Origin of the sequence: Lysinibacillus sp. C5.1 (genome assembly GCF_016350185.1) — a bacterium.
Classification (GTDB): Bacteria; Bacillota; Bacilli; order Bacillales_A; family Planococcaceae; genus Lysinibacillus; species Lysinibacillus sphaericus.
Genome location: NZ_CP066226.1, coordinates 3,180,836 through 3,206,443, shown reverse-complemented (window position 1 = coordinate 3,206,443; position 25,608 = coordinate 3,180,836). Strand labels below are relative to the sequence as shown.

Annotated in this window: 23 protein-coding genes, 1 other RNA gene, 1 pseudogene and 1 other annotated feature; of the genes and pseudogenes, 23 read left to right on the top strand and 2 right to left on the bottom strand. The window is 38.4% G+C overall.

The window, feature by feature from the left end; genetic code table 11:
- Positions 1 to 4: 4 nt before the first annotated feature.
- The 3 genes from I5435_RS15665 to I5435_RS15655 all read left to right on the top strand — a co-directional run bounded on the left by I5435_RS15665 (position 5) and on the right by I5435_RS15655 (position 1,820).
- Entirely contained in the window at positions 5 to 517 is a 513-nt protein-coding gene (locus I5435_RS15665; RefSeq protein ID WP_024363155.1) for an adenine phosphoribosyltransferase, read from the top strand.
- A 257-nt stretch (positions 518 to 774) separates the two neighbouring features.
- On the top strand, positions 775 to 1,443 hold the full coding sequence (locus I5435_RS15660; RefSeq protein ID WP_025220102.1) for a hypothetical protein: 669 nt from the start codon (positions 775 to 777) through the stop codon (positions 1,441 to 1,443).
- Between the two features lie 26 nt (positions 1,444 to 1,469).
- Complete coding sequence (locus I5435_RS15655) at positions 1,470 to 1,820, top strand: DUF3139 domain-containing protein (protein ID WP_025220101.1); 351 nt, start codon at positions 1,470 to 1,472, stop codon at positions 1,818 to 1,820.
- A 193-nt stretch (positions 1,821 to 2,013) separates the two neighbouring features.
- Here I5435_RS15655 and I5435_RS15650 read toward each other — a convergent pair whose 3' ends face one another.
- Positions 2,014 to 2,466, bottom strand: coding sequence for a MarR family winged helix-turn-helix transcriptional regulator (locus I5435_RS15650; protein ID WP_337982565.1), 453 nt, complete (start codon positions 2,464 to 2,466; stop codon positions 2,014 to 2,016).
- A 173-nt stretch (positions 2,467 to 2,639) separates the two neighbouring features.
- Here I5435_RS15650 and I5435_RS15645 point away from each other — a divergent pair, with 173 nt between their 5' ends.
- From I5435_RS15645 to I5435_RS15620, 6 genes and pseudogenes are all read left to right on the top strand, one after another.
- On the top strand, positions 2,640 to 3,908 hold the full coding sequence (locus tag I5435_RS15645) for an MFS transporter (RefSeq protein WP_337982564.1): 1,269 nt from the start codon (positions 2,640 to 2,642) through the stop codon (positions 3,906 to 3,908).
- Positions 3,909 to 4,103: 195 nt separating this feature from the next.
- Positions 4,104 to 5,195 (top strand): carbohydrate kinase, encoded by a 1,092-nt coding sequence (locus I5435_RS15640; protein WP_036205294.1) that lies wholly within the window; start codon positions 4,104 to 4,106, stop codon positions 5,193 to 5,195.
- A gap of 4 nt (positions 5,196 to 5,199) precedes the next feature.
- On the top strand, positions 5,200 to 6,114 hold the full coding sequence (locus I5435_RS15635; RefSeq protein WP_231784794.1) for a pseudouridine-5'-phosphate glycosidase: 915 nt from the start codon (positions 5,200 to 5,202) through the stop codon (positions 6,112 to 6,114).
- A 206-nt stretch (positions 6,115 to 6,320) separates the two neighbouring features.
- Positions 6,321 to 8,517 (top strand): annotated as a pseudogene (locus I5435_RS15630) (RelA/SpoT family protein).
- A gap of 52 nt (positions 8,518 to 8,569) precedes the next feature.
- Positions 8,570 to 9,010 (top strand): D-aminoacyl-tRNA deacylase, encoded by a 441-nt coding sequence (gene dtd / locus I5435_RS15625; RefSeq protein WP_024363149.1) that lies wholly within the window; start codon positions 8,570 to 8,572, stop codon positions 9,008 to 9,010.
- Between the two features lie 70 nt (positions 9,011 to 9,080).
- Positions 9,081 to 9,290 (top strand): DUF2642 domain-containing protein, encoded by a 210-nt coding sequence (locus tag I5435_RS15620; protein ID WP_024363148.1) that lies wholly within the window; start codon positions 9,081 to 9,083, stop codon positions 9,288 to 9,290.
- 54 nt (positions 9,291 to 9,344) lie between these two features.
- On the opposite strand, the gene I5435_RS15615 is transcribed toward I5435_RS15620, so the two are convergent.
- A complete protein-coding gene (locus tag I5435_RS15615; protein ID WP_337982563.1) occupies positions 9,345 to 10,925 on the bottom strand; it encodes an N-acetylmuramoyl-L-alanine amidase family protein in 1,581 nt (526 codons plus the stop codon).
- 163 nt (positions 10,926 to 11,088) lie between these two features.
- Positions 11,089 to 11,331 (top strand) — a binding site (T-box leader).
- Between the two features lie 125 nt (positions 11,332 to 11,456).
- Between I5435_RS15615 and hisS the strand changes: the two genes are divergently transcribed.
- The 14 genes from hisS (at position 11,457) to I5435_RS15545 (ending at position 25,533) form a co-directional block, all read left to right on the top strand.
- Positions 11,457 to 12,719: a histidine--tRNA ligase gene (gene hisS / locus I5435_RS15610; RefSeq protein ID WP_337982562.1), complete on the top strand. Its 1,263-nt coding sequence runs from the start codon at positions 11,457 to 11,459 to the stop codon at positions 12,717 to 12,719.
- A 28-nt stretch (positions 12,720 to 12,747) separates the two neighbouring features.
- Positions 12,748 to 14,517: an aspartate--tRNA ligase gene (gene aspS / locus I5435_RS15605; RefSeq protein ID WP_107893787.1), complete on the top strand. Its 1,770-nt coding sequence runs from the start codon at positions 12,748 to 12,750 to the stop codon at positions 14,515 to 14,517.
- A 137-nt stretch (positions 14,518 to 14,654) separates the two neighbouring features.
- A non-coding RNA gene (gene ssrS, locus I5435_RS15600) (6S RNA) lies at positions 14,655 to 14,857 on the top strand.
- A gap of 348 nt (positions 14,858 to 15,205) precedes the next feature.
- On the top strand, positions 15,206 to 16,366 hold the full coding sequence (nagA, locus tag I5435_RS15595; protein ID WP_337982561.1) for an N-acetylglucosamine-6-phosphate deacetylase: 1,161 nt from the start codon (positions 15,206 to 15,208) through the stop codon (positions 16,364 to 16,366).
- Between the two features lie 26 nt (positions 16,367 to 16,392).
- The gene (locus tag I5435_RS15590; protein WP_024363143.1) at positions 16,393 to 17,115 is read left to right on the top strand and encodes a GntR family transcriptional regulator; all 723 of its coding nucleotides are present in this window, start codon (positions 16,393 to 16,395) and stop codon (positions 17,113 to 17,115) included.
- Between the two features lie 4 nt (positions 17,116 to 17,119).
- Entirely contained in the window at positions 17,120 to 17,839 is a 720-nt protein-coding gene (locus tag I5435_RS15585; protein WP_337982560.1) for a sugar isomerase domain-containing protein, read from the top strand.
- A gap of 17 nt (positions 17,840 to 17,856) precedes the next feature.
- Positions 17,857 to 18,126: an HPr family phosphocarrier protein gene (locus tag I5435_RS15580; RefSeq protein ID WP_108029842.1), complete on the top strand. Its 270-nt coding sequence runs from the start codon at positions 17,857 to 17,859 to the stop codon at positions 18,124 to 18,126.
- On the top strand, positions 18,120 to 19,832 hold the full coding sequence (ptsP, locus tag I5435_RS15575; protein WP_337982559.1) for a phosphoenolpyruvate--protein phosphotransferase: 1,713 nt from the start codon (positions 18,120 to 18,122) through the stop codon (positions 19,830 to 19,832). The genes I5435_RS15580 and ptsP overlap by 7 nt, the downstream gene beginning before the upstream one ends.
- A gap of 39 nt (positions 19,833 to 19,871) precedes the next feature.
- Positions 19,872 to 21,047: a GNAT family N-acetyltransferase gene (locus I5435_RS15570; RefSeq protein WP_258842961.1), complete on the top strand. Its 1,176-nt coding sequence runs from the start codon at positions 19,872 to 19,874 to the stop codon at positions 21,045 to 21,047.
- Positions 21,048 to 21,347: 300 nt separating this feature from the next.
- Positions 21,348 to 21,659 (top strand): PTS sugar transporter subunit IIB, encoded by a 312-nt coding sequence (locus I5435_RS15565; protein WP_038509826.1) that lies wholly within the window; start codon positions 21,348 to 21,350, stop codon positions 21,657 to 21,659.
- A 13-nt stretch (positions 21,660 to 21,672) separates the two neighbouring features.
- Positions 21,673 to 21,993, top strand: a complete 321-nt coding sequence (locus I5435_RS15560; protein WP_024363137.1) for a PTS lactose/cellobiose transporter subunit IIA — start codon at positions 21,673 to 21,675, stop codon at positions 21,991 to 21,993.
- Positions 21,994 to 22,039: 46 nt separating this feature from the next.
- The gene (locus tag I5435_RS15555; protein ID WP_229387193.1) at positions 22,040 to 23,368 is read left to right on the top strand and encodes a PTS sugar transporter subunit IIC; all 1,329 of its coding nucleotides are present in this window, start codon (positions 22,040 to 22,042) and stop codon (positions 23,366 to 23,368) included.
- A 26-nt stretch (positions 23,369 to 23,394) separates the two neighbouring features.
- Positions 23,395 to 24,477: a DUF871 domain-containing protein gene (locus I5435_RS15550; RefSeq protein ID WP_231784787.1), complete on the top strand. Its 1,083-nt coding sequence runs from the start codon at positions 23,395 to 23,397 to the stop codon at positions 24,475 to 24,477.
- Positions 24,478 to 24,549: 72 nt separating this feature from the next.
- Positions 24,550 to 25,533 (top strand): N-acetylglucosamine kinase, encoded by a 984-nt coding sequence (locus I5435_RS15545; protein ID WP_337982558.1) that lies wholly within the window; start codon positions 24,550 to 24,552, stop codon positions 25,531 to 25,533.
- The last annotated feature ends 75 nt before the right edge of the window (positions 25,534 to 25,608 follow it).

Here is a 25,608-nt window from a genome sequence, read left to right as displayed (position 1 = left end):
AACTATGGATTTAAAGCAATACGTGACAACAGTTGAGAACTGGCCAAAAGAAGGCATCAGCTTCAAGGATATTACAACAATTATGGATAACGGTCCAGCTTACAAATATGCAACAGATCAAATCGTAGCTTATGCTAAGGAAGTAGGCGCAGAAATTATTGTAGGTCCTGAAGCACGTGGTTTCATTATCGGTTGCCCAGTTGCCTATGCGCTTGAAATTGGCTTTGCGCCAGTTCGTAAACCAGGAAAATTGCCACGTGAAGTCATTAGTGCAGATTACGGTTTAGAGTATGGTAAAGATACTTTAACAATGCATAAAGATGCCATCAAACCAGGTCAGAAAGTACTTATCTGTGATGATTTACTAGCTACTGGTGGTACAGTCGAGGCAACAGTACGCTTAATTCAACAATTAGGTGGAGAAGTTGTTGGCTGTGCATTCCTAATCGAGCTAAAAGAACTAAATGGCCGTGCAAAACTTGGCGATTTAAGCGTAAAAACTTTAATTCAATATTAATACTAAAAAAGCTGTCCCTATAATTGGGACAGCTTTTTTAAATAATTAATAAAAAGCTGCTAATCTATTTCGACGAACACCATCATCTCTATGAGCTAGTTTATGAGCATTTCAATCCTGCTCTAATCACCAAAAAATCCCTAATATTATGAAAAATAACTTTAATATTAGTTCTTTAAAATTTGTATATACTTAAATATTTATTTATGTTATATTTTACCATATAACTTTCGCGATAGATAATTAGGGGGAGAAAAATGAAGAAGATAATCTTTTCAATACTATTTTTAGTAAGTTTTTTTGTAATTTCGACGGAACACAAGGTTTTAGCGAATGAATTACCAGTTGATTCATTTATTAATGAGAATACCGAGATTATTTATGCTGATCAGATAGAAATTCCGAATAATGGGATTTCCCCTAATGCTGTAGAAAATGAAAATTACTATCCTGGCACAAAAACATTAATGAAAATAGGGGATGTTTTATATTCTTCAAAATCATTAGTGACGTCTACAAAAATTGTTGGTCATGTAGGTATTGTCGGTCCTGACTATAGAATATATCATGTTAATCCTGTAGATGAAGTGGCTGGGAAGAGAGATACAGTCGAAACGTATAGTAGTCGACATGGAGCAAATGAAACAATTTATATTTACCGACCTCGTTCAGGAGGACAAGGGGCAGCGGATTGGGCAGCGTATGCTTATTCTTATGCTAAAGTTTATGATATTATTAATTTACAGCCTTTGAACACACTTTCTCCTAATTACTGTTCTAAGTTCATTTGGCAAGCATTTTTCTATAGCAATTCTGGAGATATTACTAATTTAAGTCTAACAGGTTCTAGTACAGCCTTCGTAACACCTGGTCATATTAAAAATGCTAGTATTTTTACTAATGTAGGTTCGTTCAACACTAAATAAAACAAGCTTTCACTATATTAGGGAGAGTGGTTATTATTAAAAAATTTTTAATTATCCTGTCTATTGTACTTCTATTATGTTTAACACCTTTTGTGTACATTCAAGTAAAAAAGCACATTTCACTTAATAAAGTAATGGAGTATCTAATTGAAGAAAAAGGTTACGATGAATCTGATATTTTTATGATTGAAAGTAAATGGACTACCGGGATACCTAATTATTATGTAAAAGTAACTTTTCAAAATGAACCTAATATAGTATATCTTTATTTTGCACATGATATTAAAGGACAGTTTGAGTATTATGATATTCGCGGAATAAAAGTCCCAATAGAAGATTTGAAAAATTATGACCCTTATAAAAACAATCGTTCCTAATTCATGGTATATAAAGGTTTTAAAGTTTTGTATACGACTAAATAGCACTAAGTAACATTATTAACATGAGCCCGTGATATTTCTAGTAGAAATACCATGGGCTCTTTGTGATTTAACGACAAATTGTAGGAATTTTTATGCATTTACCTCAAAAATACCATCCAAGTGCCAGGTACTCAAACAATTCTGATAATTACTCGTAGGATTTCACTACTTGTTGTATTTTTTTTAGCGTTTCATAAAAGTCTTTATATTTTTCGGGTCCGATATCATGGATGATTTTCTCCTGAATGTCCATCCAAATAGGAGCTGCTTCCGTTAATTTTTGCATGCCTGTAGCCGTTAAAGAAATAATTTTTGTTCGGCCATCTTGGGAATCTTGGGTAATAGCCACATAGCCATTTTTTTTCAAAAGATTGACATTGCGGGTTATTGTCGTCTGGTCAAGTGAAAGAATAATGCCTAGTTGACTAACTGAAACGGCCCGATGCTTTGCTATATTGGCTAACAGAGCGTATTGCGTAACTTTTAAATTAGTAGGTTCAAGAATTTTATCGTATAACTGCGTTACAACTCTAGTCTTCTTTCTAAGATTTGTACATACGCAAATTTGAGTATAGTCAATGTCTGTGTATACTTTCTCCATCAAATAAGCTCTCCTTTTATGTTTTTTAATTGTTTATATTATAGCACTTAATTGGAAAATATTTCTTGACATAAAAAATAACAAGTTATTATTATATATGTATATACATGTATTTTTATTTTATATGAAAATATCCTTAAAGTGTTACATTATCTGAGAATGTAGGTGGCTTTATGAAACGTATTCATTACAGCTGGTTTGTTTTAGCGATTACTTTTTTCTCCATTATTGTAGCGGGTATTACTTTATCTTCATCCGGTGTTTTTATTGGTCCGTTTGAACAGGAGTTTGGCTGGGATCGTTCAATCATTGCAATGGCTTTTGCCATCAGCCTTTTTTTATATGGCATTTCAGGCCCATTTATGGCAGCACTACTTGAAGTGATTGGATTAAAGAAAATGATGTTAGCTGCGATGATAATATTAGTCATAGGGATCTCGCTCACATTGTTGATGCAACAAGCATGGCAATTAATGATAATTTGGGGCTTTATTATTGGTTTAGGAGCTAGTCTCTTTTTAACAGTATTAAGTCCTTTTGTGGCGAATCATTGGTTTGAGAAAAGAAGAGGGCTTGCATTAGGAATACTAACAGCTAGCACTGCAACAGGCCAATTAGTACTGCTACCAATTTTAGCGATGATGATTGAACATTACTCATGGCGTTGGGCAATTGCATTAATCATTGTGTTAAGTTCAATCATGTTAATGATTATTGCATTGTTTATGAAAAATAAACCGATGGATGTGGGGCTTCTTGCATATGGTCTTGACGAAGAACGATTGGAAGATGTAGTAGAAAATAAGAAAAATCCAATCGTTATTGCCTTTAATGGTTTATTTGAGGCTGTGAAAGTGAAAGCATTTTGGCTTTTGGCTGGTAGTTTCTTTATTTGTGGATTATCGACTAGTGGCTTAATAGGTACTCATTTTGTATCGTATTGTATTAGTTTCGGTATTCCGTTAGTAACAGCAGCATCTTTTCTATCCTTCATGGGAATTTTTAATCTAGTAGGAACAACATTATCAGGCTGGTTATCGGATCGCTTCGATAATCGTTGGTTACTATTTTGGTATTATCTTTCTAGAGGTGCTTCCCTAGTTTTACTGCCGTATGCATTAGTGCAAGGCTCTTTACCATTGCTCATCATGTTTACTGTCTTTTATGGACTAGATTGGATTGCAACTGTACCGCCAACTGTTAGTATCTCAAGGCAAATTTTTGGTACCCAAAAAAGCGGAGTTATTTATGGCTGGATATTCGCTTCCCATCAGGCAGGTGCAGCAGTAGCAGCATATGGGGGAGGTCTTATCTATAAACTTTTCAATTCTTATACTTGGGCATTTTTCTTGGCTGGCGTTTTTTGTGTTTTCGCTGGTTTGTTTGTCATCATTGTAAAAAAACAAGTACCAAATGTCATGCATAATGCTGATACAGCATAATAGTATAAACAATATGGAACGGACAAATAGTACGCTAGAAAATTAATCTAGTGTGCTATTTTTTATTGAAAATATCTGCGTTTCAATTGAAGGGAAAATATAGAAGTGGGAAGCATTAAACAAATCGTAAGAAATGTTTTGACTTCGCTCAAACAAAAGTTTATAATACAAACAAATATAATAAAAGGTGATGCTATGAATGAAAGAGAACAAGCGGTACTGGCTTTAATTCGCAAAAATCCGTTTATGTCTCAGCAAGAGATGGCAGATAAGATGAATCTGTCCCGTCCAGTACTTGCGAACTTAGTGTCGAGCTTAACGAAGCAAGGGAAAATTGTTGGCCGTGCTTATATTTTACCTGAGGAAAATGAAATTATTTGTATCGGTGGCGCCAATCTCGATCGCAAATTTCATGTAAAAGGGACTGTTCAATTAGGTACTTCGAATCCTGCTAGTTCCTCATTCAGTGTAGGTGGGGTTGGACGCAATATTGCGGAAAATTTAGGCCGACTTAATCATCAGGTGACGTTATTAACGACAGCAGGTAAAGATGCGGATTGGCAAGTAATCCAAGAAGCATCAGAATCATTTATGAATTTGCGCTATGTCGAGCAGTTACCAGATGCTTCAACTGGTTCTTATACGGCAATTATGGACGAGCAAGGTGAGCTTGCATTAGCTGTGGCAAATATGGAAGTTTATGATTTATTGTTGCCGAGTTTGTTAAAGAAATACGAGGCAATGCTTATGAATGCTGGCTGCTTTATTATGGATTTAAATTGCCCGAAAGAAACGGTAGTGTATATCCAACAAGTCGCGATTGCGCGCGCTATTCCATTTGTTATCGTTCCGGTATCTTCTCCCAAAATGAATCGATTACCGGATACATTGCAAGGTGTGACGTGGTTTATATGTAATACGGACGAAGCAGAGACGATTGTAGGTCATACAATCAATACCGAGGCAAACTATGACAAAGCGATTCAAAAGCTTCTACAATTAGGAGCAGAGCATGTCATTATTACGGCAGGTAGCAAAGGAGTCTATGCTGCCTCTACCACTAGTCCACCACGTCATTTTACTGCGAAAGCAATAAAGAAAATTGAAGATGTAACGGGCGCGGGTGACGCTTTTGTAAGTGCTGTCATTCATAGTTGGTTAAGGGGGCAATCGTTTGAAGTTTGCATAGACGCAGGCTTAACGAATGCCAAAAATACACTGGCATCCCCATATACAGTAAGACCTGAATTATCAGAAGAATTGTTGAAAAGTGAAATGGAGGAATAACATCATGAAAGAATTCATCGTATTATCAGAAGAAGTAAAAGCTGGACAAGCACAAGGACTACCAATTGTTGCATTAGAGTCAACAATCATTTCACATGGTATGCCATATCCTCAAAACGTACAAACGGCACGTGAAGTAGAGCAAATTATTCGTGATAACGGTGCGGTGCCTGCAACAATCGCGCTGATTGATGGGAAAATTAAAATCGGTTTATCTGACGAAGAACTTGAAATGTTTGGGAATGCACAAGGTGTTGCAAAAACTTCTCGTCGCGATTTAGGCTATTTATTGGCTACGAAAAAATTAGGTGCGACAACAGTTGCTGCAACAATGATTTGCGCTGAACTTGCAGGTATTGACATTTTCGTTACAGGTGGTATCGGAGGCGTACACCGTGGTGCTGAAACAACAATGGATATTTCAGCAGACTTAGAAGAATTAGCACAAACAAATGTAGCTGTTATTTGTGCAGGTGCGAAATCTATTTTAGATATCGGTTTAACATTAGAATATCTTGAAACAAAAGGTGTACCAGTAGTCGGATATGGCACGTCTGAGCTTCCAGCATTCTACACTCGCCAAAGCGGATTTGATGTCAACTTTAAACTAGATACACCAGAAGAAGTTGCAGCAATGTTGCGTGCTAAGTGGGATTTAGGCTTACAAGGCGGCGCAGTTATTGCAAACCCTATCCCTGAAGCGGATGCACTAGAGCATGAATTTATCACAAGCATTATTGAAAAGGCTTTACAAGAAGCTGAAGAAAATGGTATCCAAGGTAAAAACGTAACACCATTCTTACTTGGTAAAGTAAAAGAGTTAACAGCAGGTAAGAGCCTTGATGCCAATATCGCATTAGTGAAAAACAATGCAGTAGTTGGTGCGAAAATTGCAGTGGCTTACAACAAAGCAAACTAACATGTAAATGAAAGACTCTTTGCGAAGCAAATCAGCCTAGCAAAGGGTCTTTTTATTTATAATAATGAATATTTTTTCCATTTATAAAACTTGTTCACGATATTATCTAAACTATATGACACAGTCCCTTTACAATCGCCCTCTATTTTTTATACAATTAAGTTTATATCTAATCTGAAAAATTTGACGAGCAAGGTGGACATGTTATGGCGAAAGAGCAAATTTTGACTCCTGAGGACGTTTTTGAGTTAGTCAAATCCTACATGAATGAGGAAAATGTCGCATTCGTGAAAAAAGCATATGAATTGGCAAGAGATGCGCATATTGAGCAATTCCGTAGCTCTGGTGAACCGTATATTATTCACCCAGTGCAAGTTGCCGGTATTTTAGCTGAATTACAAATGGATCCAGAAACTGTGGCAGCAGGCTTTTTACACGATGTTGTCGAAGATACGGAATTTACACGTGATGACCTAGTCCGTGAATTTGGCGAGGAAGTAGCAATGCTCGTTGATGGTGTGACGAAGCTGGGGAAAATAAAATATTTATCGAAAGAAGCACAGCAGGCGGAAAATCACCGTAAAATGTTTGTCGCTATGGCACAGGATATTCGTGTTATCTTAATTAAGCTTGCGGATCGTTTGCACAATATGCGTACCTTAAAGCATTTACCTGCTGAAAAACAACGCCGTATTTCAAAAGAAACGCTTGAAATTTTTGCTCCCCTTGCACATCGTCTAGGAATTTCGACAGTAAAATGGGAGCTGGAGGATACTGCACTACGTTATTTAAATCCACAGCAATATTACCGTATTGTCAGTCTAATGAAAAAGAAGCGAGATGAACGTGAGGCTTATTTAGACAATGTTATGGGAGAAATGAAATCCCAACTTTCTGAAGTGGAAATCGATGCGGATATTTATGGTCGTCCGAAACATATATACAGCATCTATCGTAAAATGGTGCTTCAAAAAAAGCAATTTAACGAAATTTATGATTTGTTAGCCATTCGCGTTTTAGTTGATAGCATAAAAGATTGCTATGCAGTGTTAGGTATTGTGCATACATTATGGAAGCCGATGCCTGGGCGTTTTAAAGATTATATTGCAATGCCAAAGCAAAACTTATATCAATCATTGCATACAACGGTCATTGGTCCATACGGTGATCCACTAGAAGTACAAATCCGTACAAAAGAAATGCATAAAATTGCCGAATACGGGATCGCAGCTCACTGGGCTTATAAAGAAGGTAAAAAGATTGATATTGAAAAACAAAATGTCGATCAAAAATTAACTTGGTTTAGAGAAATATTAGAATTCCAAAACGAGTCTTCAAATGCCGAGGAGTTCATGGAATCTTTAAAATTCGATTTATTCTCTGATATGGTGTACGTGTTTACACCAGAAGGGGATGTAATAGAATTGCCAGCTGGTTCTGTACCTATCGATTTCGCATACCGTGTGCATTCAGAAGTCGGTAATCGTACAATCGGTGCAAAAATTAATGGCAAGATGGTGCCGCTCGATACACCATTAAAAACGGGTGATATTATTGAAATATTAACATCAAAACAATCTTTCGGCCCGAGTCGTGACTGGCTAAAAATTGCTCAATCATCCCAAGCAAAAAACAAAATTAAGCAATTTTTCAAGCGTCATCTTCGTGAAGAAAATATCATCAAAGGCAAAGAGATGATTGAAAAAGAAATACGCGCGCAAGATTTCGACATGAAAGAAACAATGTCAGCGGAAAACTTAAAACGTGTCTGCGATAAATTTAATTACACGAATGAAGAAGATTTATATGCCGCAGTTGGTGTAAATGGTATTACAGCGCAACAAGTTGTTAATCGTTTAGCCGAAAAAACGTCGTAAAGAGCGTGAACAAGAAGAAGCACTTGAAAAAATTGAGCAAAAAATGAAAAATCCAATTCCGCAAAAGCGCACAGAGTCTGGCGTTATTGTAAAAGGAATTGACAATATGCTCATTCGATTGTCTCGTTGCTGTACACCAGTGCCGGGTGATGACATTGTCGGTTTTATTACGAAAGGACGAGGTGTTTCCGTACACCGTGCAGATTGTCCAAACATCCAAATTGAGGATGAGCAGGAACGTATTATTGAAGTTGAATGGGAGAATGGGCTTACACCTGAGAAAAAAGAGTATCCTGTCGATATTGAGGTATCTGCCTTTGATAGACCTGGTATTTTAAATGAAATTATGCAAATCGTCAGCGAGACGAAAACGAACATTTTAGCTGTGAGCGGCCGTGCTGATCGTGATAAAATCGCCACTATTCACCTAACGATTTCAATTTCAAATATTTCTCATTTGCATAAGGTTGTTGAACGTATAAAACAAACACCTGATATATATTCTGTGCAGCGTGTAATTAACTAAAGGCTGAGAAAAGAATAGTGTAGATTTTTTATAGATTGAGGGGTTTAACATTATGAAAGTAGTTTTACAGCGGAGTAAGGCTGCATCTGTTACGGTACAAGGAGAAGTAACAGGTGCTATTGATAGCGGCTATGTGCTTCTTGTAGGCATTACACATGACGATACAACCGAAGACGTGGCCTATCTAGCAAAAAAAGTCGCTAATCTACGCTTGTGGGAAGATAGTGAAGGGAAAATGAATCACTCTATTTTGGAGCATGGTGGGGCAATCCTATCAGTGTCTCAATTTACATTGTATGGAGATACGAAAAAGGGCAATCGTCCAAGCTTTACAAGTGCGGCAAGACCAGAAATGGCGGCCCCTTTGTGGGAGGCATTTAATGATGCATTACGAGGCTATGGTCTACAGGTGGAGACAGGAATTTTTGGTGCTATGATGGATGTGGCATTGACAAATGATGGACCTGTTACAATTCTACTTGAGTCAAAATAGAGGTACATTGTCTAGCATTCCTTCATATACTAAAAAGAATGGCTAAATGTGGGAAGGAAGTGTAATTTCGATGACGCAAATAGGAAGGATGTCGAATCCTTATTTATATGAAACACTGAAACTGATGATTGGCCAAATGATCGTTGTTCAAACGAAGAAGAATATTCAGCAAGGTAATTTGACCTCCATATTACCAGACCATATCGTTATCGAAATTAATCGCACACCCTTCTTTATTCGCATGGAGGAAATTGTATGGGTCACATTAGCGATAACATAAGTAAATCACATATAAAAACCTTCATTTTCTTTAATTAGAAAATGAAGGTTTTTTTTATTCGTTTGCATCAAAATAATCTAAAATGCCTTGATAAATGCCAAGTGAGGCTTGTTCTCGGAATTTAGCTGTTGTAATAACTCTTTCTTCATTGGCATTACTTAAAAAACCGAGTTCGATCAGCACTGCTTTTTGTCGATTTTCACGTAGTACTAAATAATTTCCTTGTTGTGTACCACGATCTTTTAAGTTGATTTTGCTAGCTAGCCCATTGTGTATGGCTTCAGCAAGCCCTTTTTGATTGTTGTTTAAATAATAGGAGGTAAAGCCAGAAATTGAGCTATTGTCAGTCGCATCATAGTGAATACTGATAAAAGCGTCTGCATCATGCTGGTGAGCAATAGACACACGTTTGCGAAGTGCAACATATTCATCTGATTCACGTGTCATGACAACATTTGCACCTGCTGCACTTAACTTGGAAGCAAGCAGGGATGCCGTTTTCAAAGTAATGTCTTTTTCATCAGTACCGCGCTGTCCAGTCGTCCCATGGTCATTACCACCATGCCCAGGGTCTACAACAATTGTTAGTCCATTTAAAGTCCCGTTTTTTCGAGGCTCAGACTTTGTTTTGTTAGTTGTTTTTGTCGCTGCATTATTTTGTGAAGTGGTCACAACCCAATTGGCAACGAAAGCGGTTTTATCGCCTAATTGAATTTCATAAAAATCATCTTTAGCACCTACAATGGGAAAAGTTTCACCTGCATCTACACGTTGCACAACCTCCGCAGTGGTTGTCGCATCTGTGCGTAAGTTGGTGCCATTATAAATAATTGTGACAGATTCAAGCGTTGATGATGAAGATGATGTTGTTGTTTTCGAAGTCGTTTTTACCGCATTTGAAAATGTCCCATAGAAACTATAAACCCAACCGGCTTTTTTATTACTATACTGAATTTGCACCCAATTGTGCTCTTGAGCAAGCACCCTATAAGATTGTCCTTTGGAAACAGTCCCTAAAATTTTGGATGTTAAATCAGCTTTTTTTCGGACATTTAACGTATCGACTAAAATCGTAAAAGTAGTCCCTTTTGATTCGGTTGTTGTAGACACTTCAACTACTGGTTCAGTTGTTGTTTTTTCCGTTTTTTCATTAATCGTCACATAGTCTGAAGATACCCAACCAATTAGTCCATTCCAATTAATCTTCGCCCATTCACCATGTTCTGTTATTAATGTGGCTTGATTACCTGTTGACAGTTGTCCAAGAACAGGGGACGCAATATCTGGTTCCGTACGAATGTTTAGACGATCAACTTGGGAAATAACAGTTTTATCTATTGTTTGTTGCTCATTTATGGATGCTGTTAGCCATGAAGCTACCCATCCTTCGTAATCGCCTGTTTTTACTTGAATCCAGTCTCCCTCGCGACCGATAGATGTTAATGAATCGCCTTCTTCTAATGTGGTAATAATGGGGTAAGAGAGCCCAGGTCCTTCGCGTAAATGAAGTATGGTTCCAGTTACTTTTAAATCACTTGTATCGGCAAGCGCTAGTTCTTTGTCGCTGATATGTGGTATCATAAATGCTAATAATAAGACAAAGATAATGGTTTTATGTATAAGTTTTGTCGTCATCGAACCCCTCCTTTTCTTGTGCTATTTTACCATGTTTTTATGCTAAAATTCGAGGGAAAAAGGTAACAGAAATCGTTTTTTTAACAACTGTATGATGAAAAACAAGAAAACAGTTGACATTACCTTATGTTGTGACTAACATAAAGGGTAATCAAAAAATGATTAACCGCTTATGACCAAGCAAGTAGCGTATACCTCTATTGGAAAAGAGAGGGAAAGACTTAGGCTGCAATCTTTCCTACAAAAATGTATAAGGCGAATAACACTTGAGAGGCTTTTTTCTGAAAAGGAATACTTAGTAGGAAAAAACGGAATCGGCCGTTACCCGATTATGAGGAGGACGCAATATACGTTATGCGTCAACTAGGGTGGAACCGCGGAAGCATATACAGCTCTCGTCCCTTGCAATTATGCAAGGTGACGAGGGCTTTTTTTGTTGGATTTCTTCTGTACAAGGTCGGTCTATCTACAGTATGTTCGTATTTTACATACGAAGGCTAGCTCATAAGCAATTGAAAAGGAGGTATTTTCATGACTTTTAAAGTGCCACGAGGAACACAAGACATATTGCCAGGTCAATCAGAAAAATGGCAAAAGGTCGAATCGATTATTCGTGATATATGTCGTGTCTATCGATATAACGAAATTCGTACACCGATTTTTGAACAAACAGATTTATTTGCACGCGGTGTTGGTGAAACAACGGATGTTGTCCAAAAGGAAATGTATACATTTGAAGACCGCGGGGGTCGTTCATTAACATTGCGCCCTGAAAATACAGCCGGCGTTGTACGTGCCTATGTAGAACATAAAATGTTTGGTGCACCTGATCAGCCTGTCAAGCTATCTTATATTGGACCAATGTTCCGATATGAACGCCAACAGGCTGGTCGTTACCGTCAATTTGTGCAATTCGGTGTTGAAGCAATTGGCTCAGCGGATCCTGCAATTGATGCTGAAGTCATTGCGCTAGCTATGGACATCTATGAATCAACAGGCTTAAAGGATTTAAAATTAGTAATCAACTCTCTTGGGGATAAAGAAACACGTGATGCCCATCGTACAGCGTTGATTAATCATTTCGAGCCACATATTCACGAGTTTTGTGCAGATTGCCAAAATCGTTTGCAAAAAAATCCGTTACGTATTTTAGATTGTAAAGTAGACCGCGAGCATCCATTAATGGCTTCTGCACCGGCATTAACTGATTTTTTAACAGGCGATTCAGCGGCATATTTTGCTCAAGTTAAATCGTATTTAGATACACTTGGAATTACGTATGAAGTAGATCCAAACTTAGTACGTGGCCTTGACTACTATAACCATACAACATTTGAAATTATGTCTACTGCTGATGGCTTTGGTGCTATCACAACACTTTGTGGTGGCGGTCGTTACAATGGGTTAGTAGAGGAAATAGGCGGTCCTAATGTACCAGGTATAGGCTTTGCGTTAAGTATTGAGCGTTTACTATTAGCGCTTGAAGCTGAAGCAGTGGAGTTAGATACAGAATCTGCTCTAGATGTTTACATGATTGCCATGGGTGCTGAAGCGAAGCTAAAGGCAGTAGAGCTAACAAGTTCATTCCGTGCAAAAGGCATTGCAACCGACATGGATTACCTAGATCGCAAAATGAAAGCCCAAATGAAATCTGCAGACCGATTAGGTGCTCAATATACAATCGTCTTAGGTGAAACAGAAATGGAAGAACAAGCAGCGACAGTCAAACATATGGCAACTGGGGAGCAACAAAAAGTCGCTTTCTCAGAATTAGTGAACTACTTACTTAAATAAATGAAATAGATGTTGGAGGAAATACAAAATGGCAAAAAGAACTCATGCTAGTAACGAACTTTCTGAAACGTTACAAGGCGAACACGTTGTATTAAAAGGTTGGGTGCAACGCCGTCGCGATTTAGGTGGTCTAATTTTTATCGACCTACGTGACCGTACAGGTATTACACAAGTAGTATTTAGCCCAGATGTAGCAGAAGCACATGCTTTAGCTGATAAAGTGCGTAGCGAATACGTAATCGAAGTTGAAGGGAAAGTTATTCTTCGTGCAGAAGATCAAATCAACCCAAATGTGCCAAACGGAAAAATCGAGGTTGAAGCAACAAGCCTAATCGTTATTAATACAGCAAAGACGCCGCCTTTCCAAATTGAAGATCGCACTGACGTTTCAGAAGATTTACGATTAAAATATCGTTATCTAGATTTACGTCGTCCAGTGATGTTTGATACGTTCAAAATGCGCTCAGACGTAACACGTACAATTCGTAACTTTTTACAAAATGAAGGTTTCTTAGAAGTAGAAACGCCAATTTTAACAAAATCAACGCCAGAAGGTGCTCGTGACTATCTAGTACCATCACGTGTACATGAGGGAGAGTTTTATGCATTACCGCAATCTCCACAACTATTTAAACAATTATTAATGGTAGCAGGTTTTGAGAAGTATTTCCAAATTGCTCGTTGTTTCCGTGACGAAGATCTACGTGCGGACCGTCAACCTGAATTTACTCAAGTGGACATTGAAACAAGCTTCTTAACACAAGAAGAAATTTTGGAAATGAATGAACGATTAATTCAAGCTGTTATGAAAGATGTAAAAGGCATCGACATTCCTGCACCGTTCCAACGTATGAAGTACCAAGAAGCGATGGATCGCTATGGCTCAGATAAACCAGATGTTCGCTTCGGTTTAGAGCTAGTAGCATTAAATGATATTTTTGATGGCTGTGATTTCAAGGTGTTTGCTGATACAGTAGCGCAAGGCAAGCAAGTGAAAAGTATTAACATCAAAGGTGCGGCTGATAAATATTCACGTAAAGATATGGACGAGCTGACAAAATTCGTTGGTATTTACGGGGCAAAAGGTCTTGCTTGGTTGAAAGTAACAGAAGAAGGTTTAAATGGACCTATCGCAAAATTCTTCGATGAAGCGTTAGCAGCTGCTTTAATTGAACGCATGGGTGCTGAAATTGGTGATATTTTAGTATTCGTAGCTGACAAAGCTCCTATAGTGGCGGCATCTCTAGGTGCTCTTCGTACAAAATTAGGTCAAGATTTAGGCTTAATCGATGAATCTCAATTTGCCTTCTTATGGATTACGGACTGGCCATTATTTGAGTACTCTGAAGAAGATGGTCGTTATTATGCAGCCCACCATCCATTCACACGTCCATTTGACGAAGATATCGAGTTAATGGATACAAATCCTGCTGCAGTACGTGCACAAGCTTACGATATCGTGTTAAACGGTTATGAGCTTGGCGGTGGTTCACTACGTATTTATGAGCGTGATTTACAAGAAAAAATGTTTAAACTACTTGGTTTCACGGAAGAAGAAGCACAAGCGCAATTCGGCTTCCTATTAGAAGCGTTTGAATACGGCGTTCCTCCACATGCAGGTCTTGCATTTGGTCTTGACCGTTTCGTTATGCTACTTGCAGGACGTACGAATTTACGTGATACAATTGCATTCCCGAAAACGGCAAGTGCAAGCTGCTTATTAACGGATGCGCCAAGCGAAGTATCTCCTGAGCAATTAAGCGAATTAAGCCTCGCGATTAAATCTTTTAAAAGATAAAAATAATGCGGAATACCTAGGTTCTCTAACAAAAAATGTTGGGAATCTAGGTATTTTTTGTTTGTTTCGAAAGAATTTGTTTTTTTGCTAGAAATCGTTTGAATTATCTGAAATATGGTGTTATGATATCTGTAATACGAATCCTGATGTGTTTGTCTAACTGCTAACTCTATTTAACAGTTTTGACCGAACACTATATCGTCGGGAGCCATCTAATTTTGTAGTGGCAAACAAGCCCCATATGGAGAGGGACGTTTAAAGCTATGAAGCGGGCACCCACCTGCAAATTGCGGGTTCAAAACGAATGTTTCATTGGCATTACGGCACTATCGGGATTCGTCCATACATAGAGTGCTAGAAGATGCTAGAGCAAAGTAGTATTGTGCTTGTATTATTTACATTTACCCAATTTACAAGAGTACATTCGTTGATAGAAGCGAATAGCGACGTTTAAAAAGTGTTAGGTCGACATTAGGTCAATCTAACACTTTTTCTATTGGGATTAGCTTATTTTAAGTCAGGACTTTTTTTGTTAAATTGAAAGAAAAATAAGAAAAATTGTAAAAATTACTTTTTATTTTCAAATGAACATACTATAATTGGTATAGACAACTAGACCATGATGCAAATAGATGTCTTTTTCTTGAACAGCAAAGTTGTTAAAAGCAAAGGCAGTGGAGGTGTTGAATTGAGCAACAGATTATTAATTTCCAATGTCACGATCGTCAACGATACCGATTTGCCGTTCAAAGGTGATGTTTTCATCGCGAATGGTCGAATTATGAAAGTAGGCAATGAATTAATCGAACAGGCAGAACAATATATTGATGGTAAGGGAAAAGACTGGTTGCTATTCCCTGGTTATATTGATATGCATATTCATGGTTCTGCCGGAAGTGATGCGATGGATGCCACAGAGCAAGCGCTGCATCAAATATCCCGTTCCTTAGTACAAGAAGGTGTCACAGGCTATCTTGCTACGACCATGACACAGGCACCAGCAAGCATTGAGCAAGCATTAAAGACGATAGCACAATTTGAAAATGATGGAGATGAAGCCACGTTGTTAGGCGTGCACGTTGAAGGTCCATATGTGTCACCGAAGCGAGCTGGTGCCCAACCAGTAGACTATATGATTTTACCATCAATCGAGCAATTTGCTTATTGGCAGAAATTAAGTCACAACCGTATTAAACAAATAACTGTCGCTCCAGAGCTGGAAGGTGGCATAGCGTTTATCGAAGCGCTACATAAGCAAGGCATAATTGTTTCAATTGGCCATTCAGATGCAACGTTTGAAGAGGTCGATAGAGCAGTGGCGGTTGGTGTGAGACAGGCAACGCATTTATACAATCAAATGAGACCATTCCATCATCGCAATCCAGGGGTAGTCGGTGGCGTACTTCTTGAAAATACGGTGAAAGTTGAAATTATCGCGGATTTTGTTCATTGTCATCCTATGTCAATACAACTTGCTTACCGACTAAAGGGGGCAGCGGGAATTATCTTAATTACGGATGCAATGCGTGCGAAAGGATTGCAATATGGCAATTATGATTTAGGTGGTCAAACGGTCCATGTTACAGCAAGCGGAGCGCATTTACCCAATGGAGCATTAGCTGGTAGCATTTTAACGATGGAACAAGCAGTGAAAAATATGAAAGCGGTCACAAACTGTTCATTGTCAGAACTTGTTGCTATGTCTTCTGCAAATGCAGCACAACAATTACAGCTATGTACAAAAGGTCGTATCGCAAAAGGCTTTGATGCAGATGTGATTTTGTTAGATCAACAGCTAAATGTAGAAAAAACTATTTGTCGGGGAAAAGTTGTATTTGAGAAATCATAGTAGAACGCGTTAGGAAGGTGTCAAAGTTGTTAGATAAAAATTCTCATATACCAATCTATATACAAATAGAGGAAATATTAAAGCAAAGAATTTATTTAGAGGAATACAAAATAGGAGAAAATATTCCATCAGAGCGTGAGCTATCAGTGCAATTTGATGTGAGTAGAATGACGGTACGCCAATCTATTACCAATTTAGTAAACAGTGGGTTGCTCTATCGTGAAAAAGGAAGAGGAACGTATGTAGCCAATCCGAAATTGGAACAACCATTAATGGGATTAACAAGTTTTACAGAAGATATGCGTGCAAGAGGAATGGAACCGAGCAGTAAAGTTTTGCGCTTTGAAAAAATTGTGCCACCTCTAGACATAGCCGGTGACTTATTGTTAGAACCTGGGGAGGAAGTATTTTTTGTTGCACGGATACGAAATGCCGATTCTAAACCGATGGCAATAGAAAGAACGTATATTCCAGTGAAAGTTTATCCTGAATTAGATGAGAAAAAAATTATGGGCTCATTGTATGCACTGATTGAAGCGAAATTTCATCAGAAGATTGGCAATGCTATACAACAAATGGAAGCAGCTATTGTGGCGAAGGAGGACAGTAAATATTTGCAAATTAATAGTACAGCACCAGTGTTAATTATTAAACGAACAAGTTATTTAGCAGACGGTGTGCCATTCGAACTTGTACGAAGTACTTATCGTGCAGATCGATACAAATTTATAAGCGAAATTAAAAGGTGATGCGATGCGTGCTTATTTTCATGAACTTCAAAAACTATTAGATATTGTGCTAGAGCAGGAAAATGCACTGATAGCTGAAGCGGCACAACAGATTGTTTTGCGTCTCCAAAGTGGAGGGGTCGTGCAATTGTTTGGGTGTGGGCATTCACATCTATTAGCACAAGATGCTTTTTATCGTGCCGGGGGGCTTGTGCCTGTACGTCCTATAACAATAGAGCCATTAACTTTACATGCAGGTGCTTTGACATCTTCGAAAAATGAAAAAGACCCAACAATTATAGCGCGCCATAAAGAGCATTTTCATTTTCATGAGCACGATGTATGTATTGTTATTTCAACATCTGGACGCAATGATGCCCCAATCGATGCCGCATTGTTAGCCAAACAATCGGGTGTCCTCGTTATGTCTATGCAATCACTTGCGTATCGCCAACAACCAACTCGTCATCATAGTGGTAAGCGATTAGAGGATGTCGTTGATGTTGTTATTGATACACATATCCCTGTAGGAGATGGCTTATTACATCTACAGCGGATGCAATATGCACCAGCGTCAACGGTTATTGGTTCTGCTATTCTTCATGCGTTATTTAGCCATGTTATTGAAATAATGGCGGATTGTCAGGACATAGTACCTGTTTTTGAGAGTAACAATGTAGAGTCGAATTTGCATCATAATGATGTTATGATTGCGAACTATCAAACTCGGATTAATTTTGAATGAAATTTGGAGGGGTATCGATGAAAAAAACATTTAAGATTACAACACCAGAAGGCTTACATGCTCGACCAACAGCATTATTAGTAACTGCTGTAACACCATTTGCTTGTGATGTTCAGTTAACTCACAATGACAAGTCTGTCAATTTAAAATCAATTATGGGTGTTATGGCACAAGGAATCGTAACAGGAAGTATTGTGACGATTTCGGCACAGGGGACAGATGCAGATCAGCTGATGCAAACGGTGACAGAGGTGATTGTAACGAAAGGAATTGGTGAAGAATGTTAGAGATAAAAGGTATTGCCGTTTCTGAAGGCATTGCCTTTGCTGATGCTTATTGTTTAGTGGAACCAGATTTATCATTTGAAAAAGAGACGATTACCGATGTTCAGGCTGAAATAGAACGTTTTAAACAAGCGCTAGCGCAATCGAAAGTGGAATTACAAGAAATCGTAACAAGCGCGCAGGACAAATTTGGTGAAGAAAAAGCGGCGATATTTGTTGCCCATTTACTCTTATTAGAAGACCCTGAAATGTTAGCTGCTATTGAAGAAAAAATGAAACTAGGCAGTAATGCAGAGTATGCACTACATGAAGTTTCAAAAATGTTTATATCGATGTTTGAAGGAATGGACAATGCTTATATGCAGGAGCGAGCAGCGGATATTCGTGATGTAACGAAGCGATTATTAGCACATTTATTGCATGTGGAATTACCTGATATTCGTCGTTTAGCATCAGATGTCATAATCGTTGCTGAAGATTTAACTCCATCGATGACAGCACAATTAGATACCAAATATGTCAAAGGTTTTATTACAGATATTGGTGGGAAAACATCGCATTCTGCTATTCTCGCACGTTCTCTAGATATTCCAGCCATCGTGGGAACAAAAACGGCTACAAAGGAAATTAAACACGGCACGCCCCTTATTATGGATGGCACAAATGGCAACATACTTATGAATGTAACACCAGAAGTGGCTACTTTTTATATGCAACAGCAACAACTGCAACAGCAACAACGAAGTGAGCTCTCACAATATCGTACGTTGTCGAGCATAAGTGCTGACGGGCACAGTGTAGAGATTGCTGGGAACATTGGCAAGCTGGAAGATGTAGAGAAGGTACTGCTTGCAGCGGGGGACGGTATCGGGCTATTTCGAACGGAGTTTTTGTATATGGAGCGGCAGGAACTCCCGAATGAAGAAGAACAGTTTCAAGCCTATCGTACCGTTCTTGAAAAAATGCAAGGGAAGCCTACAGTTGTTCGTACACTAGATATTGGTGGTGATAAGCACCTTCCTTACTTAAAGCTACCATCTGAAATCAATCCGTTTTTAGGCTACCGAGCGATTCGAATTTGCCTAAATCAACAAACCATGTTTCGTACACAACTGCGTGCCTTACTAAGAGCAAGTGCCTATGGTAATTTGAAAATTATGTTTCCAATGATTGCAACGTTAGAGGAATGGCGCATAGCGAAGCAAATGTTAGTAGAAGAAAAAGCTCAATTGCAAGCACAAGGGGTTGTAATAGCCGATGCAATAGAAGTTGGCATAATGGTGGAAATACCTGCAGCCGCGATGATTGCTGATTTATTTGCACAAGAAGTCGATTTTTTCTCCATAGGGACAAATGATTTAATACAATATATGTTAGCTACAGATCGTATGAATGAAAAGGTTTCTTATTTATATCAACCATATCATCCGGCTGTACTAAGACTTATTAAACATATTATTGATGCGGCACATCAACACGGGAAATGGGTAGGAATGTGCGGTGAAATGGCAGCGGATGAAATGGCGATACCAATTTTACTGGCTCTCGGTTTAGATGAATTTTCTATGAATGCTGCTTCTATTCTCAAAGCAAGGGCACAGATTGCAAAGCTTTCAAAAGAGCAATTAGGCCAACATATTGAGGCTATTTTAATGTTAGCAACCGCTTCTGATGTTGAAGCATATATAAAACAACAGCTAATAATGTAATTATTTAATTCGGAATATTTTGTTAAAAAGGAGGGTGTCATGGATATTAAATGCGTTCCATCAACGGATTACCTACAAATTCATCGACTAAGGGACTATTGCTTTCCAAATAAATATACTGGTGCACGTCGTGACGATTTTCATTATTGGATTGAACATAGTACAACACTGGGAGCTTATGATGGGGATAAAGTCGTGGGTCAGCTCTTAATACTGCCACTGAATATGACGATACATGGTGAAAATTATGAAATGGGGGGAATTGGATTTGTGGCAACCTATCCAGAGTATCGTCAGCAAGGGATTATGAAGAAGTTGATAATAGCTTCGCTGAAGGAAATGCGACAAAACGGGCAAACCATTTCAGTACTGGCACCATTTTCTGTCTCTTTTTATCGTTACTTTGGCTGGGAACTATTTTTTGATAAGCTTCAATATACCATTTCACAGTCGAAGTTTCCTGATTTCGGTAAACAATACGATGATGTGAAACGTATGAGCTTTGAATGGCCAGATACAACATTATTTGAAGCAATTCAGCAGTTTCATAATGCACAGGCACACCTGACGAATGGTAGCATGCTTCGAGACGCTGCTTGGTGGAAACGGATTGCAAGAAGATCGCCGGACAGTCACTTTGCCGCGTGTTTTTTTGCAAGTAGCATAGCTGGCTATATGCGTTATACGATTCAAGATGGTATTTTTACTATCCATGATTTTATTGCGCCACATCATCTGGCTGAACAAGCACTATGGCGTTTTGTCTCATCCCATGCTGCAAGTGTAAACACGATTGAGGGAGTAACAGCAAATGATCGCTATTTTGGCTTTAATTTTCAAGATCCACAAATTGAAAAAAAAGTAACACAAGATGTCATGGTTCGAATAGTGGATGCTTTCGCTTTTATGAAACGTTACCCTTGGAATAATTTACAGCACACATTATACGTGCGTCTTAAGGATCCATTTTGTCCTTGGAATGAACAAATATACAGGATAAATAAAGATGGTCATGTTTCGATATTGGAGGCAAATTCAGTGTCTGAACAGCATATGTTAACATTACCAATCAACTTATTTTCAGCAATGATGGTCGGCTATCTTCGTGTTAAAGATGCAGTTGTTTTTAGCCAAAAAGAACTAGCAGAGGAAGAAATACAACATTGGCAACAGGCGATTCCGTCAAATAAGCCTGCATTTTACGAATACTTTTAACTTGATTTCTGTTGCAGATGAGAAAAGGAAAATAACTAAACGTAATACGAGAGGCGTTTAAAGGTAAACGCAAAAATTTTTGAAGTTTTTTCTGGACTATACCAGTTGCGCAAATGCATTTATTCGCAAGTAATGAGGCGATAGCCCAATTATTTCAGTATGCAACAAAGGTATAAATTGGAGAAAAATCTATATTGTGGTATATACCAATAGATGCTATTCTCAGTATAAGTAAGCGATTTCATGAAAGTCGTCACAAGGATATGAAGAACGAAAAAGACAAAAAGGAGAGTAATGACAATGAAAAATATTATGTTAGTGTGTGTAGCGGGAATGAGTACGAGTTTATTAGTTTCCAAAATGCAGAAAGCTGCGCAGGAACAAAATATTGAGGCTGATATTTTTGCCATAGCTGAAAGTGAGGTAGATAAAGTGTTAACAAATAAAAAGGCGGATGTCCTTTTACTTGGTCCGCAAGTTCGCTACTTAAAATCGACTTTTGAAGCAAAATTCAAGGAATTAAATTTTCCAATTGATGTTATTAATATGGCTGATTACGGCATGATGAATGGTGACAATGTATTGAAACAGGCATTGAAACTAATTGGATGAGGAGGCAAGCCCGATGGAAGAAACAGCGATGATGCAGTCCATTATGGGGTTAATCGTCCATAGTGGAAATACGAAAAGTGAATGTATGGAAGCGCTTCAGTTAGCAAAAAAGGGGCAAATCAATCAAGCAAAGGACAAAATAAAGCTGGCAAATGAGGCGTTAATCGAGGCTCATCATGCGCAAACAGCATTGTTAACACAGGAAGCAAGGGGAGAGAAAGTTGAAGTATCGATGCTATTAATTCATGCGCAAGATCACTTAATGAATGCTATAACATTTCGAGATTTAGCGCAAGAAATGATTGAACTGTATGAACAACTCAAAGGGGAGTAGCATCATGTATTTGATGTCACAATAAAAAGCAAAGGGAGTGTGTGGAATGTTCCGATTTTTAGAAGAAAAATTTGTGCCGGTAGCTGCTAGAGTTGGGAGCCAGCGTCATTTAGTTGCCATTCGTGACGGTTTTATTACGATTATGCCATTGACAATTGTAGGTTCGTTGGCTGTACTAATTAATAACTTACCAATTGATTTTTATCAAAATGCACTTGATTCTATTTGGAAGCATGAAACATGGACACAATTTGGTGGTAACATTTGGAATGCTACATTTAATATTTTGTCGCTGTTACTTGCCTTTACAATTGCTTACAACTTGGCGAAGGGTTATAACAAGGATGGTCTTTCGGCTGGCGTAATTAGTCTATCTAGTTATTTAACATTTGGAACGTTTGGTGAAGGTGGTTTAACAGGATTAACAACAGGTACGGGCGGAATATTTATCGCCATTCTTGTGGCCTTGTTATCTACCGAACTATTTTGTAGATTAGCAGGCAATCGTAAGCTGCTAATTAAAATGCCTGATGGAGTACCACCAGCTGTTTCGAAATCATTTGCAGCATTGCTGCCAGCCATTATAACGATTGGGATTTTCGCATTAGTACGTACCATTATTACGGCAGGTTTTGATATTCCAGATATTGTGGGTTCGTTTTATTCAACAATTCAGGAGCCATTTATGGGCTTAACAAATACATGGGTAGCGGCGTTAATTTTAGCCTTTATCCCAGCATTCTTATGGACGTTAGGTGTCCATGGTGCTAATATTATCGAGCCATTTATGCAAACGATTAATTCAGCTGCGATTCAGGAAAATGTCAATGCCATTTCGGCTGGAAATGTTGCACCTTATATCGTTAATAAGCCATTCTTTGATGCGTTTGTCAATATGGGCGGATCGGGTACGACCATTGCACTGATTATCGCCATCTTTATTTTTGCAAGAAAGAATAAGCAATATAATACCGTTGGCAAATTATCAGCCGCACCAGGCCTATTCAATATTAATGAGCCATTACTATTTGGTCTTCCAATTGTATTGAATCCTATTTTGTTTATCCCGTTTATTTTAACGCCAATGGTTAACGTAACCATTGCATTTTTTGTAACAAAATGGGGTTGGGTTCCAGCGGCAACGGTTGTAGCACCTTGGACAACACCGCCGATTATTAATGGATTTTTAGTAACGCAATCGTGGACTGGAGCCGTTTTGAGTCTTGTGCTCATAATCGTGTCAGTTTGTATTTACCTACCATTCATAGCGATGGCTAACCGTATTGCTAAACAAGAACAAAAGCATGAACTAAAGGAAGAAACGCAAGCACTACAGCCTGAAAAAGCAACAGAGATTCCGAAAGTTGAAGTGTAATAGCTTAATATTGGAGGTATTGTCATTTGAGAAGGTTAGGAATTTCACTATACCCACAGCATAGCACGCTAGAAGAAATGCAACAGTATGTGCAGCTAGCGCATGATAATGGTTTTGACCGTATATTTACATGTCTTTTGTCTTTAAAGGATGACAAAGAGAAACGTAAGTTACAGCAAATCAATTATTTTGCAAAACAGCTAGGCTTTGCTATTTCAGCGGATATTGCACCAGCAGTTTTTGAAGATTTAGGCTTAACGTATAAAAATATTGCTTATTTTAAAGAACACTACCATCTAGCGACATTGCGCCTAGATATGGGATTTTCAGGTCATGAGGAAGCATTGATGTCATTAGATAATAGTGAGTTAAACATTGAGCTCAATATTAGTAATGGTACGAAATATGTGGATAATATTTTATCCTATCAACCGAACCGTAATCATATTATAGGCTGTCATAACTTTTATCCACGACGCTATACGGGACTATCACGACAACATTTTTTAGCAACATCCAAAAATTTTAAAGCAAACCATATACGAACAGCGGCGATGATTTCTTCTCAACATGCAGTGTATGGTCCTTGGGAAAAAACAGAGCATGGTTTACCAACATTAGAAGAGCATCGCGATCTACCAATAACTGTGCAGGCGAAAGATTTATGGCATACAGGCTTAATTGATGATTGTATTATTGGTAATATGTATGCTTCAAAGGAAGAACTTAGCGCATTAGGCCAATTAAATCGCAATAAGCTAGAGCTAAAGATTGTCCCATCTTCCGAAACAACTATTTTAGAACAAGCGGTGTTATTTAAAGAGCCCCATTTTAATCGGGGTGATGTATCGGACTATGTTATTCGAAGTACCCAATCGCGCGTGAAATATAAAAATGGTGATTTTCCAGCTCATGATACACACCCATTACAGTTAGGTGATGTAACAATCGATAATAATTTAGATGTGCGCTATAAAGGTGAACTACAAGTAGTGTTAAAAGCAATGCCCAATGCAGGCTCTACAAATATAGTGGCAAAGGTCGTGGAAGAAGAACGCTTCTTATTATCTCAAATTCAACCTTGGGCGTCGTTCGGCTTTACAAAATAATTGAAACAGGAGGGGATTAAGCCGACAGTAGACTGTGCTTAATCCTTTTTTATATCGAAAGGAGTAAATAGAATGTACGTACTAGCGATAGATGGAGGCGGTACAAAAACCTGTGCCGTAATTTGTGATGAGCATGGCAATTTGTATGGCAAAGTAGTGACATCACGTAGTAATCCGACTGCGATGGATAGGCAACATTTTGAGTCGACGCTGCATGGACTATTGCAGCAACTGCAACAACAAGCGCCACAAATATTTTCAGCAATACATAGTTGCTTTGTTGGTATGGCTGGAGTGAAGGAACAGCAAGTAGAAGGCGTAGTAGAACGAATTATTCGGCAATATGTTCATAAGAATACGACAGTTATCATTGAAAACGATGCCTTAATTGCGCTCTATGCTGGGACGTTAGGACAAGAAGGCATTGTGCAAATTGCTGGGACAGGTGCAATTACGATGGGGTTTAACTATCATGGCACGAGCAATCGTGTCGGTGGTTGGGGATATCTATTTGATGATGAGGGTAGCGGTTATGATTTAGGGGTTGAAACGCTAAAGGCCGTTTTTCAAAGCTATGATCAGCGAGCCACACCAACAGCCTTAACGGATGTCGTGTTACAACATTTCACTGTTGACCATGTTCCACAATTAATAGAGTGTATTTATGGAGTGGCACATCCAAGAACAGTGATTGCTCCACTTAGCAAATATGTTTTTCAAGCGGCAGCAAAAGGAGATACTGTAGCCAATCACATTATGCGAGAGGCTTGTGTGAAGTATTACAAGGCAATCAAAACTTGCTATGTGAATATGGCATGGAGGCAAGAGCATGTACCGGTAGTTTTAGCGGGTGGCGTATTTGCAAATAACCCGATGCTCGTGTTACAGCTTGAACAATTAGCGTTAGATGAGCAGATGCCACTGCACTTTATTTTACCTGTTTTAGAGCCGATTGGAGGAGCTGGTATAGGAGCGTTTAAAATGGCCCGCGTTCCATTGGATAGATCATTTATTGAATCGTTTCAGGCTAACTATGCAACATGGGGTGTTGACTAAATCAACGATTTTACGATGCTCTTTAGATGTCTATGCGAATTTTTACTTATACGGTAGCATAATACTTTTGAGAAT

What these genes read in the sequence shown, in the direction of transcription:
- I5435_RS15665 (WP_024363155.1), top strand. Translation starts at nt 5, where the DNA reads ATGGATTTAAAGCAATACGTGACAACAGTTGAGAACTGGCCAAAAGAA.
- I5435_RS15660 (WP_025220102.1), top strand. Translation starts at nt 775, where the DNA reads ATGAAGAAGATAATCTTTTCAATACTATTTTTAGTAAGTTTTTTTGTA.
- I5435_RS15650 (WP_337982565.1), bottom strand. Translation starts at nt 2,466, where the DNA reads ATGGAGAAAGTATACACAGACATTGACTATACTCAAATTTGCGTATGT.
- I5435_RS15645 (WP_337982564.1), top strand. Translation starts at nt 2,640, where the DNA reads ATGAAACGTATTCATTACAGCTGGTTTGTTTTAGCGATTACTTTTTTC.
- I5435_RS15640 (WP_036205294.1), top strand. Translation starts at nt 4,104, where the DNA reads ATGAATGAAAGAGAACAAGCGGTACTGGCTTTAATTCGCAAAAATCCG.
- I5435_RS15635 (WP_231784794.1), top strand. Translation starts at nt 5,200, where the DNA reads ATGAAAGAATTCATCGTATTATCAGAAGAAGTAAAAGCTGGACAAGCA.
- dtd (WP_024363149.1), top strand. Translation starts at nt 8,570, where the DNA reads ATGAAAGTAGTTTTACAGCGGAGTAAGGCTGCATCTGTTACGGTACAA.
- I5435_RS15620 (WP_024363148.1), top strand. Translation starts at nt 9,081, where the DNA reads ATGACGCAAATAGGAAGGATGTCGAATCCTTATTTATATGAAACACTG.
- I5435_RS15615 (WP_337982563.1), bottom strand. Translation starts at nt 10,925, where the DNA reads ATGACGACAAAACTTATACATAAAACCATTATCTTTGTCTTATTATTA.
- hisS (WP_337982562.1), top strand. Translation starts at nt 11,457, where the DNA reads ATGACTTTTAAAGTGCCACGAGGAACACAAGACATATTGCCAGGTCAA.
- aspS (WP_107893787.1), top strand. Translation starts at nt 12,748, where the DNA reads ATGGCAAAAAGAACTCATGCTAGTAACGAACTTTCTGAAACGTTACAA.
- I5435_RS15585 (WP_337982560.1), top strand. Translation starts at nt 17,120, where the DNA reads ATGCGTGCTTATTTTCATGAACTTCAAAAACTATTAGATATTGTGCTA.
- I5435_RS15580 (WP_108029842.1), top strand. Translation starts at nt 17,857, where the DNA reads ATGAAAAAAACATTTAAGATTACAACACCAGAAGGCTTACATGCTCGA.
- ptsP (WP_337982559.1), top strand. Translation starts at nt 18,120, where the DNA reads ATGTTAGAGATAAAAGGTATTGCCGTTTCTGAAGGCATTGCCTTTGCT.
- I5435_RS15570 (WP_258842961.1), top strand. Translation starts at nt 19,872, where the DNA reads ATGGATATTAAATGCGTTCCATCAACGGATTACCTACAAATTCATCGA.
- I5435_RS15565 (WP_038509826.1), top strand. Translation starts at nt 21,348, where the DNA reads ATGAAAAATATTATGTTAGTGTGTGTAGCGGGAATGAGTACGAGTTTA.
- I5435_RS15560 (WP_024363137.1), top strand. Translation starts at nt 21,673, where the DNA reads ATGGAAGAAACAGCGATGATGCAGTCCATTATGGGGTTAATCGTCCAT.
- I5435_RS15555 (WP_229387193.1), top strand. Translation starts at nt 22,040, where the DNA reads ATGTTCCGATTTTTAGAAGAAAAATTTGTGCCGGTAGCTGCTAGAGTT.
- I5435_RS15545 (WP_337982558.1), top strand. Translation starts at nt 24,550, where the DNA reads ATGTACGTACTAGCGATAGATGGAGGCGGTACAAAAACCTGTGCCGTA.